The 12,508-nt window shown below is 67.2% G+C and carries 10 protein-coding genes; 5 read left to right on the top strand and 5 right to left on the bottom strand.

The genetic code is table 11. From position 1 onward, the window contains the following. Positions 1-13 precede the first annotated feature (13 nt). On the bottom strand, positions 14-1,162 hold the full coding sequence (locus RCF13_RS09705; RefSeq protein WP_231352698.1) for an efflux RND transporter periplasmic adaptor subunit: 1,149 nt from the start codon (positions 1,160-1,162) through the stop codon (positions 14-16). A gap of 129 nt (positions 1,163-1,291) precedes the next feature. Between RCF13_RS09705 and RCF13_RS09700 the strand changes: the two genes are divergently transcribed. Together RCF13_RS09700 and RCF13_RS09695 are read left to right on the top strand one after the other, a co-directional pair. Then, the gene (locus RCF13_RS09700; RefSeq protein ID WP_005416361.1) at positions 1,292-2,008 is read left to right on the top strand and encodes a response regulator; all 717 of its coding nucleotides are present in this window, start codon (positions 1,292-1,294) and stop codon (positions 2,006-2,008) included. Further along, positions 2,008-3,084, top strand: a complete 1,077-nt coding sequence (locus RCF13_RS09695; RefSeq protein ID WP_308141102.1) for an ATP-binding protein — start codon at positions 2,008-2,010, stop codon at positions 3,082-3,084. Before RCF13_RS09700 ends, RCF13_RS09695 begins: the two co-directional genes overlap by 1 nt. Here the strand turns inward: RCF13_RS09695 and RCF13_RS09690 are convergent. From RCF13_RS09690 to RCF13_RS09680, 3 genes are all read right to left on the bottom strand, one after another. Next, on the bottom strand, positions 3,062-4,825 hold the full coding sequence (locus RCF13_RS09690) for a DUF4105 domain-containing protein (RefSeq protein ID WP_134969065.1): 1,764 nt from the start codon (positions 4,823-4,825) through the stop codon (positions 3,062-3,064). The genes RCF13_RS09695 and RCF13_RS09690 overlap by 23 nt on opposite strands. Positions 4,826-4,970: 145 nt before the next feature. Then, positions 4,971-5,270: a DUF2388 domain-containing protein gene (locus RCF13_RS09685; RefSeq protein WP_049447145.1), complete on the bottom strand. Its 300-nt coding sequence runs from the start codon at positions 5,268-5,270 to the stop codon at positions 4,971-4,973. 61 nt (positions 5,271-5,331) lie between these two features. Continuing rightward, a complete protein-coding gene (locus tag RCF13_RS09680) occupies positions 5,332-6,720 on the bottom strand; it encodes an FAD-binding oxidoreductase (protein WP_061479255.1) in 1,389 nt (462 codons plus the stop codon). 169 nt (positions 6,721-6,889) lie between these two features. Between RCF13_RS09680 and serA the strand changes: the two genes are divergently transcribed. Next, positions 6,890-8,131: a phosphoglycerate dehydrogenase gene (gene serA / locus RCF13_RS09675; protein WP_231352696.1), complete on the top strand. Its 1,242-nt coding sequence runs from the start codon at positions 6,890-6,892 to the stop codon at positions 8,129-8,131. A gap of 94 nt (positions 8,132-8,225) precedes the next feature. On the opposite strand, the gene RCF13_RS09670 is transcribed toward serA, so the two are convergent. Further along, positions 8,226-8,840, bottom strand: a complete 615-nt coding sequence (locus RCF13_RS09670; RefSeq protein WP_005416355.1) for an NUDIX hydrolase — start codon at positions 8,838-8,840, stop codon at positions 8,226-8,228. 132 nt (positions 8,841-8,972) lie between these two features. On the opposite strand from RCF13_RS09670, the gene RCF13_RS09665 reads away from it, so the two are divergent. Both RCF13_RS09665 and RCF13_RS09660 read left to right on the top strand, forming a co-directional pair. Further along, on the top strand, positions 8,973-10,448 hold the full coding sequence (locus RCF13_RS09665) for an amino acid permease (protein WP_005416354.1): 1,476 nt from the start codon (positions 8,973-8,975) through the stop codon (positions 10,446-10,448). A gap of 82 nt (positions 10,449-10,530) precedes the next feature. Further along, positions 10,531-11,958: an amino acid permease gene (locus RCF13_RS09660; RefSeq protein ID WP_308141101.1), complete on the top strand. Its 1,428-nt coding sequence runs from the start codon at positions 10,531-10,533 to the stop codon at positions 11,956-11,958. The last annotated feature ends 550 nt before the right edge of the window (positions 11,959-12,508 follow it).

The raw sequence follows: 12,508 nt of genomic DNA, 5'->3' as shown, positions 1-12,508 counted from the left end.
GCCCCGGAAAGGCTCAGCCCTTGCTGCCGGCCTGCACTGCACCGGCGCTGGCGACCGGCAGCTGCCAGTCGCGCGCATCGACCACCACGCCTTCCTGCAGGCGCTCCTGGCCTTCGACCACCACCTTCTCGCCGGCCTTCAGGCCCGTGCGCACCAGCCACTGGTGATCGACACTGCCGTCCACTTCCAGCGTGCGGATCACCGCCTTGCCGTCGGCGCCGATCACCCAGGCATAGGCCTGGCCACCGGCGCTGCGCAGCACCGCCTGCTGTGGCACGGTCAATGCACTGGCGGGCGCGCCACGTGGCACCCTCGCGCGCACGTACATGCCGGGCAGCAGCTGCCGCTGCGGGTTGTCGACCAGGATGCGCAGGATGACATCACCGGTTCGCGCATCGACATTGATGCCGGAGAACAGCAGCTGGCCGCGTTCGGGCAGTGGCTTGCCGCTGGCACCGATGATCGTCACCGGCAGCTCGCCGCCACCGGCAGCACTGCGCTGCAGCGACTCCAGCTGCGCCGCCGGTTGGCGCACATCGACGTAGACCTGGTCGATCTGCTGCACCACCGCCATCGGCTCGGCATCGGCCGCGCCGACCAGCGCACCTTCGGTCACCAGCGCCTGGTCGATACGGCCAGCAATCGGCGCACTGACCGTCGCGTAACGCACATCGAGCTGGCGACGGGACAGGATCGCGCGCGCTTCGTTGACCGCGGCGCGGGCCTGTTCGTACTCGGCGCTGGCGTCGTCGCGATGCTGTTGGCTGACCACCTGCGCGGCGGCCAGCGCATGCAGGCGCTGCGACTGCACGCGGCTGCGGCCAAGCGCGGCCTCACTGCGCTGCAGGGCAGCCAGTGCCGAATCGACATCGGCCCGGAACGCGGCCGGGTCGATCTGGAACAGGGCCTGGCCGGCGCTCACTTCGGCCCCCTGGTCGAACAGCCGGCGCTGCACGATGCCGCCCACCTGCGCACGGATCTGCGCGGTGCGCACGGCGGCCACGCGGCCGGGCAGTTCGTCGTCACGCTGCACCACCTGCGGGCCGACGGTGACCACGCTGACACGCGGTGCGGCTTCGGGAGTGGCTTCGGGGGTGGAGCAGGCCGTCATGGCCAGGGCGAGGGCCGCGATCAACGCGACCGGTGTCCTGAAGGTTCTCATTGCTGTGCACAATGCCGCGCAGGCGGCGGATAGGTTCTGAAGCGCGCAGTGTGCGTGGCAATGATGGGGTTTCGATGGAGGAACTGTGGAGATACGATGGAGGCAAGCACCTTACGGCCCCGCCCCTGCATGCATGCCTCCCCCGCCCTCGCCGCCCTCGTCCTGATCGTCGAGGATGAGGCCGAGATCGCCGATATTCTCAGCGCCTACCTGGAACGCGAAGGACTGCGCACGCTGCGCGCGGCCGATGGCCATAGCGCACTGGACCTGCATCGCAGCGCCCGCCCCGACCTGGTCCTGCTCGATGTACAGCTGCCACGCCTGGATGGCTGGAGCGTGCTGACCCAGCTGCGCCAGCGTGGTGAGACGCCGGTGATCATGCTGACCGCGCTGGACCAGGACCTCGACAAGCTGACCGCGCTGCGCATGGGTGCCGACGACTACGTGGTCAAGCCGTTCAACCCGGCCGAGGTGGCGGCGCGCGTGCGCGCGGTGCTGCGGCGTACGCTGCGCGCCTCGCGCGTGGACGCGCCCACTGCGCTGCGCGTCGGCCCGCTGCTGATCGACTCGGCCACCCACGCCGTGCACGTGGAGGGCGAAGGCTATAGTCACGAAGTGCTGCTCACGCTCACCGAGTTCAAGCTGCTGCACTGCATGGCGCTGGCACCGACCCGCATCTTCAGCCGCAGCGAGCTGATGCACGAATGCCTGCCGGAAAGCGAAGCGCTGGAGCGCACTGTCGACAGCCATGTCAGCAAGCTGCGCCGCAAGCTGGACGAAGTGGGCATGGTCAATGTTCCGGCCAGTGTGCGCGGCGTCGGCTACCGGTTGATGGCTGACCGCTGATGGCCCGACTGCGCCGTTCCGGGCTCAGCCGCCACATCATCGTCTCGATGTCGCTGATGGTGATTGGCGTCATCGTGATGATGATCCTGTCGTCGTGGCTGCTGTACGCGGTGCTGGTCGAGTTCTTCCCCGGAAGTACCGAAGAGCCGGAAAGCTGGCTGCCGACCGGGCCGGAGCTGGCATGGATGGTGGGCGTGATCCTGACCGGCCTGGCGCTGGCCATCGCCGCCTCGTTCCGCCTCGCCCACCGCATCCTGTCGCCGTTGAATTCGCTGGTGGACAGCGTGCGTGCGCTCGCCAGCGGTGACCTTGGGGCGCGCGCCAGCGTCGAGGAGAATTCGCCGGGCGAAGTGGCAACGCTGGTTGAGGACTTCAACGCGATGGCGCGCCGCCTGCAGCACATGGAGAGCGAGCGCGCGATGTGGCATGCGGCCATCGCACATGAGCTGCGTACTCCGGTGACGATCCTGCGCGGCCGCCTGCAGGGACTGGCTGAGGACGTGTTCCAGCCGGACGAGTCGCAGTTCCGCAGCCTGCTCGCCCAGGTCGAAGGGCTGTCGCGACTGATCGAAGATCTGCGCGTGCTGAGCCTGTCCGACAATGCGCGGCTGGACGTGCGTCGCGCACGCACCGACGTGGTGGCCGAGGTGCATTCGGTGATGACGCTGGTCGACCCGCAGTTCCGCGCTGCGGGCTTCGTGCTGGAACTGGAAACCAGCCGCGAGGAACACAACGCGCACTGTGATCCCACGCGCCTGCGCCAGGCGCTGCTGGCGCTGCTGGAAAACGCGCGTCGCTATGCCAGCCCAGGCAAGGTGCGGATCGCCGTGCATGACACGCCGGGCCATGTGCAGGTGGCCATCGAGGATGAAGGCCCGGGCATCGATCCCGGACTGCATGCCGACATCTTCACTCCGTTCATGCGCGCCGACGGCTCACGTTCGCGCCAGGGCGGTGGCAGCGGGCTTGGCCTGGCGGTGGTCAAGGCCATCGCCGATGCACATGGTGGCCGTGCCTGCTGCACGCCCGGCAGCTGCGGCGGCAGCCGTTTCGTCATCGAACTGCCGCGCCAGTAGCCGGACCAGCGGCCTGCGTGCGCAGGTGTGCTCCCAGCGCGGCCAGATTGGCGTCGATCGCATCCATTTCCTCACGCTGCTGCGCCGGCAACTGCTGGCGAAGCTGCACACGCAATGCCTGCCATGCCGGTACCGCCTGCGCACTGGCAGTGGCCACGGCCGCAGACAGCAGTACCTGCTCGTCGCCCAGCGGCAACCCATAGCCGCCGTCCTGCAGCAGCGTCCCCGGGCGCAACCACTGCCCACTCTGCGCCAGCAGGCCGCGCAGGCTGCGGGTTTCCGCGCTGTTGGCAGCAGCCAGCAGCTGCCGCTTGAGCACATCGCGTGCCCGCAGCTCGGCACGCCGCTGCGCGGCCTGTTCCAGCAACAGCAGGCCGGCACTGGCGCGCAGGTCGCCCTTCAGCAGCCACGGTGCCCGTTGTTCTGCCGGCAGCTTCAACCAGCCGCGCACATCGCGCGCGGGCAAGCTCAGCTGGGTCGCCGCCACTGTGAACAACTGCTGGTAGTGGTCGCGCGCGGAAGCGAAGTAATAGCCCTGTGACTGCGCGGCGTTGCGGTCCGTGAGTACCCGCTCGTCGAGCATGCCCAGCCGCGCCAGCCGGCGCTTGAGGCCGCGCGGGCTCAGCTGGGCCAGCCCGGCCTCGCCCAGCCGCGGCACGCCGGCCTGCAGCAGCTTGGCGGTCTCCACCGCACAGTTGTTGCTGACGAAGTAATAGCGCCCGTCATAGCTCCAGTGCACCTGGGCGGTACGCTCGAGCAGGCTGGCGATCTCATCGCGCTGCAGCCGCAATGGCAGCGACTGCAGGCCGCGCAGTTCGACCTTGGTGTACTCGTCCACCACCTGCTGCAGCGGCAGCACGAACAGCCGCGACGGGTAGCCGCCGGTCAAGCCGCGCCAGTTGGATATCTGTACGTCGCCCACGAACGCGCGGAAGGACAGCACGCGATGGTATTCAAGATCCAGCCGGCAGTCCGGTCCCGGCGCGCGCCCGGGCCTGCAGATCACCAATCGCAGCATGCTGTGGCCCCAGCGGCTCATCGGCTGTGCGCTGCCTTCGGCGAACAGGTAATCCACGGCGTAGACACGCGCGGGGTCGAGCTGCAGCAGCGATGCCGCCCCCTCTTCCGATTCGGCCTGCAGCAAGGGCAACGCGGTCGCGCAGTGCGACTGCGGCAGCGATGGCGGCGTTCCGAAATGGGCCTGGTACCACTGCGCCAGTGCCGGGCGCCGGCAGGCGAACTCGCTGTCGAGCACGAAATGCTCGGCGTTCACTGCCAGGTACTCGGCCGGGTCCTTCAGTTCATACGCATCGGGACTGCGGTCACGGAAGTCGTTGTCGCCACGGCCCAGATGCCAGGGCTTGCGCTGCCATCCTGCCAGATCACGCCAGCGCACACTGCGTGACCAGTTCGCCCCCGTACGGTCACCAACATGGGTCAGTTCGTGTACCAGCGCGCTGCGGCGTGCGCGACGGGCGCCCGGCGCACTGTCGCCCAGCAGACTCCGGCGCAACGCGATATGGCCAGCGAAGGTGCGGCCATGCACATCGGCCGGCAGGTCATCCGTCCAGCGCACCCGTACCTGCGCCGGCAACGCAGCCAGCAGGCCGTCCGGCAATAGTGACTGCACGTCGGCCAGGGTCTGCGTCGCCACCTGCTGCTGTGCAGGGCTTAACCCTGCCGGGTCCAGCTGCAGGCGATCAGCTGCGTGCGCGACGTGGGCGATCAGCAGTAGAGCCACGCCATGCGTGGCTGCGCTCCACCGCCCAATTCTCTGTAGAGCCGAGCCATGCTCGGCTGCTGTTGCGATCCGCATGCGCCAGGCATTCAGCCGAGCATGGCTCGGCTCTACAGAACGCGATGTCGCCGGGGTCATGCAGCCCGGATCAACGGGCCAGCAGCGCGCGGGCCAGTTCCAGGTCGCTCTGCTGCTGTGCGGCGGCACTCTGCTCACGCAGGTGGACCAGCGCGGCCTGCAGGCGGGCGCCACGGATCTGGCCGTCGCTGGCGACGAACGCCGCAGCGTCGTCGCGCGCCGCCAGCACCACCTTGTCATCACCCGAGCTGCTGCCCGAGGAGCCGGAGGAAGCACCGGTGGCCGAACCGGCCGAGGTGCCGGCAAAGCTGGAAGCGAAGCCGGCCAGCGGCAGGGACAGCAGGGCGAGCAGCAGAAGCGGACGGGTCATCGTTCGAAGCCGGTTGTAAGGATGCGTGGAGCGTAACGGGTGCGTGAAGGATTTGCCCGGCTCAGGCGTCGAACAGCTTGCCGGGATTCAGCCGCGCTTGGGGATCGAACGCGCGTTTGACCGCCTTCATCAGCGCGATTTCGGCCGGGCCGCGGGTGCTGTCCAGGTAGCCCTTCTTGACCAGGCCGATACCATGCTCAGCCGAGATGCTGCCATCGAAACGCGCAAGCACCTGCGCCAGCAGCTTGGTGACGTGCTCGCACTGCGCCACGAAATCCGCGTCACTGGTGTCGTCGGGCTTGAGCACGTTGATGTGCAGGTTGCCGTCGCCGATGTGGCCGAACCAGACCACGTCGAAGTGCGGATAGGCTTGCCCGATCAGCGCCTGGGTCTCGGCCAGGAACGCCGGCATCGCCGAGATCCGTACCGAGACGTCGTTCTTGTAGGGTTTGTAGCGCGCCAGCGATTCGGTGATGCCTTCGCGCAGGCGCCACAGCTGTGCGGCCTGGGCGTCGCTGGCACTGATCACCCCGTCGCTGACCCAACCGTTGCCCATGCAGTCCTCGAAGGCCGCCATCGCCGCCGCTTCCTGCGCTTCGTCGTTGGCGGCGAACTCGGTGACCACGTAGTACGGGTGCACCTCGTCGAACGGCGCCTGCGCACCGTGCGCCAGCACATGTTCCAGCGCGCGGTCGGTGAAGAACTCGAAGGCCTGCAGTTGCAGGCGCGCGCGGAACGCGGCGAACACCTGCATCAGCACTTCGAAGCTGGGTACGGCCAGCAGCATCACGTTGCTGGCCGGCGGCGGATCGGTCAGCTTCACCGTCGCCTCGACGATCACCCCCAACGTACCTTCCGAACCAATCAGCAGCTGGCGGAAGTCATAGCCGCTGGAGTTCTTGATCAGGCCCTTGTTGAGCTCGAGCAGTTCGCCACTGGCGGTGACCACCTTCAGCCCGGCGATCCACTCGCGGGTGTTGCCGTAGCGGATCACACGGATGCCGCCGGCATTGGTGGCGATGTTGCCGCCGATCGTGCACGACCCGCGTGCAGCGAAATCCACCGGATAGATCAGGCCGTGGTCCAGCGCGGCGTTGTGCACGGCCTCCAGCGGCATGCCGGCCTGCACCACCAGGGTGCGATCGACCGCATCGTAGTCCAGCGCCTTGTTCATCCTCTCCAGGCTGAGCACCAGCTCGCCGTTGGCCGCCACCGCGCCACCCGAGAGGCCGGTGCGGCCGCCCGACGGCACCACCGCCACGCCCTCGGCGGCACTCCAGCGCATCACCGCCTGTACCTCCTCGACCGTGGCCGGCAGTGCGATCGCCAGCGGCGCCGGCGTCCAGCGCCGGGTCCAGTCGCGCCCGTAATGCTCCAGGTCGGCCGGGTCGGTCTTCAGCTTCAGGCCGGGACAGGCCTGCTGCAGCGAGGCAATGCGGGAATCGGTCATGACGGTCCAGCGCGAGGCGTGAAGAACGGGCAAGCGTGCCAGCGGCACGCGCCAGCGTCCAGCCCCGCAGCCGGGCCGATAGCTACGGATGCAACCAATTGCGCACTGCACCATGGGGGCTTCGATCTGGCATAGTGGTCAGCCCCTGTCCCACTGGCCGTGTTGCCTCATGTCGCCGAAGAAGACCTCGTTCCCGAAGCAGGATATCCGCGTGCTGTTGCTGGAGGGGGTCAGCCAGACCGCCGTGGAGGTATTCAGCGCCGCCGGTTACAGCCAGATCGAAGCGCACACCAAGGCGCTGCCCGAGGACGAATTGAAGGCGCGCATCGCCGAGGCACATATTGTCGGCATCCGTTCGCGCACCCAGCTCAGCGCCGAGGTGCTGGCCGAGGCCAAGCGTCTGATCGCGGTGGGCTGCTTCTGCATCGGCACCAACCAGGTCGACCTGGATGCGGCCGAACTGGCCGGCATCCCGGTGTTCAATGCGCCCTATTCCAACACACGCAGCGTGGCCGAGCTGGTGATCGCCGAGGCGATCATGCTGACCCGCGGCATCCCGCAGAAGAACGCCGAATGCCATCGCGGCGGCTGGTCGAAGTCAGCCAGCGGCAGCCATGAAGTGCGCGGCAAGACGCTGGGCATCATCGGTTATGGCCACATCGGCACCCAGGTCGGCGTGCTGGCCGAATCGCTGGGCATGCAGGTGATCTTCCACGACGTGGAAACCAAGCTGGCACTGGGTAATGCCCGTGCAGCGGCCAGCCTGGACGACCTGCTGGCACGCGCCGACATCGTCACCCTGCACGTGCCGGAGACGCCGGCCACGCAGTGGATGATCGGCAGCACCGAGCTGGCGAAGATGCGCAAGGGCGCGCACCTGATCAACGCCGCGCGCGGCACCGTGGTCGACATCGATGCGCTGGACGCGGCGCTGGCCAGCGGCCACGTCGGTGGTGCCGCGCTGGACGTGTTCCCGGTTGAACCGAAGGGCAACGGCGATATCTTCGAGTCGCCGCTGACCCGCCACGACAACGTGATCCTGACCCCGCACGTGGGCGGCAGCACGCTGGAAGCGCAGGATAACATCGGCGTGGAAGTGGCGGCCAAGCTGGTGCGCTACAGCGACAACGGCAGCACCCTGTCGGCGGTCAACTTCCCGGAAGTGACCCTGCCCGAACACGAAGACAGCCTGCGCCTGCTGCACATCCACCAGAACGTGCCGGGCGTGCTGTCCAAGGTCAACGAGATCTTCTCGCGCCACAACGTCAACATCGACGGCCAGTTCCTGCGCACCGACCCGAAGGTGGGTTACGTGGTGATCGACATCACCGCCAGCGAGGCACAGGCCGCCGCCGTCCGCGACGAACTGGCCGCCATTCCAGGGACGTTGCGTACGCGCCTCCTGTATTGACGCGCGTCCCGCCTTGCACGTGTAGAGCCGAGCCCTTGCTCGGCTGCGGTTCCGGCCTGCATCGAGCCGAGCATCGGCTCGGCTCTACAGGTTGCTAGCGCGCCAACCACCGGCGCGCCATGCGCTGCATGGATTCATCCGATTCGGGGTCGGCCGCGACTTCGGTCACCGGCCGCCAGGCCAGGTCCAGCGATTCCTCGCTGAGCACGAAGGCCTCTCCCCCCAGCGCCCGGATCACGAAACGCACGTCGTAGTGCCAGTGCCCCGGCACGTCCTTGCGCTCGGGAATCCAGTGCTTGTCCAGATCGAAGATGGCCGGGTCTTCCAGCACCAGGCCGCTCAGGCCGGACTCCTCCTCGGCTTCCTTCAGCGCCACCTGCGCCAGATCACGGTCGCCGTCGGCGTGACCGCCCAGCTGCAGCCAGCGCTGCAGCTTTCGGTGATGGGTGAGCAGCAGGCGCTGGCCGTCGGCACTGACCAGCCAGCAGCTGGCGGTGAAATGCCCGGCCAGCCGTTCGCGACGGAACGGATCTTCTGGATCGTCCAGCAATGTGCCGAATTCGGCAGCCAGTGCGTCGTGGGCGGGCTCGCGGCGGGCATAGTCACGCAACAGGCCACGCAGGCGATCGTCAAGCACGGCAAGGGTTTCGGCGGTCTGGCGCATGAATGGGGGCGGTTCGGAAAAATACTGCTCATTATCGCCGTTCATTGTTGCGATTGCGCTTGTGCGTTGGCTTCAGCTTTGGCTAAGGTACAGCGGGCCGTTCGCGCGGCCTTCACCATTCAAGGTTGCCGGCAACGTATCGGCGGCCCACCCCATCCGATCACTAGGAAGTACTGCATGCTGAAAGCTCTGTTGAGGGTCAAGCCGGTCCAGCCGGCCGGGCACGTCGATGCCGGCGAACCCATCGAAGGCAGCCTGGACGGCGAAGCCACGCTGAAACGGACCCTCACGGCTAAACACCTCATCCTGCTTGGCGTGGGTGCGGTGATCGGCGCTGGTATCTTCGTGCTGACCGGCCAGGCCGCGGCCAACCACGCCGGCCCGGCGGTGATGCTGTCGTTCGTGCTGGCCGGTTTCGCCTGTGCCCTGGCGGGCCTGTGCTACGCCGAGTTCGCGGCGATGATGCCGGTCTCCGGCAGTGCCTACTCCTATTCGTATGCCACCCTCGGCGAAGGCATGGCCTGGTTCATCGGCTGGTGCCTGGTGCTGGAGTACCTGTTCGCCTCGGCGTCGGTCGCGGTGGGCTGGTCGGCCTACCTGATCAGCTTCATCACCACCACGCTGCACATGCCCTTCCCGGACCTGCTCAGCGCCGCACCCATCGCCTGGACCGGCAGCGAGTTCGTCTCTTCCGGCAAACTGTTCAACCTGCCGGCGGTGCTGATCGTGGCGGCGGTGTCCGGCCTGCTGTACGTGGGCGTGACCCAGTCGGCGTTCGTCAACGCCATCATCGTGGCGATCAAGGTCACCGTCATCTGCCTGTTCATCGGCATCGGCGCGGCCCACATCGATCCGGCCAACTGGCAGCCCTTCATTCCGGAAAACACCGGCGTGCCGGGTGAGTTCGGCTGGAGCGGCATCTTCCGCGCGGCCACCATCGTGTTCTTCGCCTACATTGGTTTCGATGCGGTCTCCACCGCCGCCGGCGAAACCAAGGACCCGCAGCGCAACATGCCGATCGGCCTGCTCGGCTCGCTGGCCGTGTGCACCATCGTCTATATCATCGTCTGCGCGGTGCTGACCGGCATGATGCCGTACCACCTGCTGGGCACCGACAAGCCGGTGGCGACCGCGCTGGAGCCCTACCCGACCCTGTCCTGGCTGAAGACCCTGGTCGAGATCGGCGCCATCGCCGGCCTGTCCTCGGTGGTGCTGGTGATGATGATGGGCCAGACCCGCATCGCCTATACCATTTCCCGCGACGGCCTGCTGCCGAAGTTCTTCGGCAAGGTCCACGCTCGTTTCCGCACCCCCTATTGGGCCACGATCGTGGTCGGGGTGATCGCCGCCGCACTGGCCGGCCTGGTGCCGCTGAACGTGCTGGGCGAACTGGTGTCGATGGGCACCCTGCTGGCCTTCGCCACGGTCTGCATCGGCGTGCTGGTGCTGCGCTATACCAAGCCGGAGATCCACCGCCCGTTCCGCGTGCCAGCGGTGTGGATCATCTGCCCGCTTGGCGCTGCGGCCTGCCTGTTCCTGTTCTGGCAGGCGTTCGTGGTGCACTGGCACCTGTTCGTCGGCTGGACCGTGCTGGGCATGCTGATCTATCTCGGCTATGGCATGCGCAACAGCAAGCTGGCCAAGTCACCCTGATCCGCCTACGGGCCGGCCCTGTGCCGGCCCGTCCGTTTTCCCCGCGCGCCGCTCATGGCGCGCTTCGACAAGACCACCACACATGTTCAAGCAACTGTGGGCCACCAAGCACCCGCATGCCGCCCATGAAGACGCCAACGGCCTGAGCCTGCGCCGCCACCTCGGCCCCTGGGGCCTGACCGCCCTCGGCATCGGTGCCGTGATTGGCGGCGGCATCTTCGTCATCACCGGCCAGGCCGCCGCCAACCACGCCGGCCCCGCGATCATGCTGTCGTTCGTGCTGGCCGCCATCTGCTGCGCCTTCTGCGCGCTGGCCTACGCCGAGTTCGCCTCGATGGTGCCGGTCTCCGGCAGCGCCTATACCTATACCTACGCCACCTTCGGCGAACTGTCGGCCTGGTTCATCGGCTGGATGCTGGTGCTCGAGTACGGCGTCTCTGCGTCGGCGGTGGCGGTCAGCTGGACCGGCTATTTCCTCAGCCTGCTCAGCCAGTTCGACATTCATCTACCAGCGGCGCTGGTCAGTGCGCCACTCGATGCACAGCTGCGCCCCACCGGCGCGATCGCCAACCTGCCAGCCGCTGCGCTGGTACTGCTGCTGACCTGGCTGTGCTACGTCGGCATCAGCAAGTCATCGGCGATGAACATGGCGATGGTCGTGCTGAAGACCGGCCTGATCCTGCTGGTCATCGTGGTCGGCTGGAAGTATGTGGACACCAGCAACTGGACCCCGTTCATTCCCGCCAACGAAGGCCCCGGCAAGTACGGCATGGAAGGCGTGCTGCGTGGCGCGGCGATGGTGTTCTTCGCCTACATCGGCTTCGAGGCGGTGTCGGTGGCGGCGCAGGAATCGAAGAATCCGCAGCGCGACATGCCGATCGGCATGATGCTGTCGCTGGTGGTCTGCACCGTGCTCTACATCGCGATGGCGGCGGTGATGACCGGTCTGGTGCCATTCCAGCTGCTGGGCACCGATGAGCCGGTGGTGACCGCAGTCGCGGCGCATCCGCAGCTGGGCTGGCTGCGCAGGGTGGTCGAGGTCGGCGCGTTGGTCGGCCTGTCCTCGGTGGTACTGGTGATGATCATCGGCCAGCCGCGCATCTTCATGATCATGGGCCGCGACGGCCTGCTGCCACCGGTATTCACCAGGATCCACCCGAAGTACCGCACCCCGCACATCAACACGGTGATCACCGGCATCGGCATCGCGCTGCTGGCGGCGCTGTTCCCGCTGGACATCCTTGGCGAGCTGACCTCGATGGGCACGCTGATCGCGTTCGCGGCGGTGTGTGCCGGCGTGCTGATCCTGCGCCGCACCCAGCCGGACCTGCCGCGCCCGTTCCGCATGCCGATGGCGTGGCTGGTCTGCAGCCTGGGCGTGCTGAGCTGCCTGGCCCTGCTGTCGGCGATGACGATGCACAACTGGATGCTGATGGGCGTCTGGACCTTCGTCGGTTTCGTGATCTATTTCTGCTACGGCTTCAGGCACAGCCGTCTGCGGGGTAAGTGAGGTTTTCTGCATTGCAGGGCCTGCGGCCCTGCACCCGCCTTTGAAGCCGGAGCAACGGCAGCAGCAACAGCTGGGCTGAGGGCTTGGCGGGGAGGCATGGGTTCGCGGGGGACGCCGTGAATCCATCCCTGCAGGCTTGGCCGCGGCATCCATGCCGCGGACACCCCCGCGAACCCATGCCTCCCCGCCCCTGACAGTATCCCGGTGCGTCCGGTGGATCCACGCCATGCGTGGATGAAACGTTCTCATGAACGAATGTTCCGGAATGAATGATTCTGTAGAGCGGAGCCATGCTCCGCTCCGAGCAAGCGCAGCGAAGCGACCCGCTTTCGCTTTTCCTTCTTCACTCCGTGGCCGGTCGCACGCCGGAACCTGTCCGAGGCGGGGCGGGTGGGCCGTGCAGGGGCGTGTGATCTGGCCCCCCGTCAGCGGACGCCAAGAAGCGATACTTTGATCGCACTTGGAGGTCCCTTATGTCCCGTATCACCCGTCGTAGCTACACCGATGAGTTCAAGCACCAAGCCGTGGAGTTGGCCGAGTCGCTCGGACC

It is taken from the genome of Stenotrophomonas maltophilia group sp. RNC7 (assembly GCF_030910085.1).
Classification (GTDB): Bacteria; Pseudomonadota; Gammaproteobacteria; order Xanthomonadales; family Xanthomonadaceae; genus Stenotrophomonas; species Stenotrophomonas sepilia.
Note: the sequence above shows the minus strand (reverse complement) of the source record. Positions and strands in the feature narration are given on the sequence as shown.

What these genes read in the sequence shown, in the direction of transcription:
- RCF13_RS09705 (WP_231352698.1), bottom strand. Translation starts at nt 1,162, where the DNA reads ATGAGAACCTTCAGGACACCGGTCGCGTTGATCGCGGCCCTCGCCCTG.
- RCF13_RS09700 (WP_005416361.1), top strand. Translation starts at nt 1,292, where the DNA reads ATGCATGCCTCCCCCGCCCTCGCCGCCCTCGTCCTGATCGTCGAGGAT.
- RCF13_RS09695 (WP_308141102.1), top strand. Translation starts at nt 2,008, where the DNA reads ATGGCCCGACTGCGCCGTTCCGGGCTCAGCCGCCACATCATCGTCTCG.
- RCF13_RS09685 (WP_049447145.1), bottom strand. Translation starts at nt 5,270, where the DNA reads ATGACCCGTCCGCTTCTGCTGCTCGCCCTGCTGTCCCTGCCGCTGGCC.
- RCF13_RS09680 (WP_061479255.1), bottom strand. Translation starts at nt 6,720, where the DNA reads ATGACCGATTCCCGCATTGCCTCGCTGCAGCAGGCCTGTCCCGGCCTG.
- serA (WP_231352696.1), top strand. Translation starts at nt 6,890, where the DNA reads ATGTCGCCGAAGAAGACCTCGTTCCCGAAGCAGGATATCCGCGTGCTG.
- RCF13_RS09670 (WP_005416355.1), bottom strand. Translation starts at nt 8,840, where the DNA reads ATGAACGGCGATAATGAGCAGTATTTTTCCGAACCGCCCCCATTCATG.
- RCF13_RS09665 (WP_005416354.1), top strand. Translation starts at nt 8,973, where the DNA reads ATGCTGAAAGCTCTGTTGAGGGTCAAGCCGGTCCAGCCGGCCGGGCAC.
- RCF13_RS09660 (WP_308141101.1), top strand. Translation starts at nt 10,531, where the DNA reads ATGTTCAAGCAACTGTGGGCCACCAAGCACCCGCATGCCGCCCATGAA.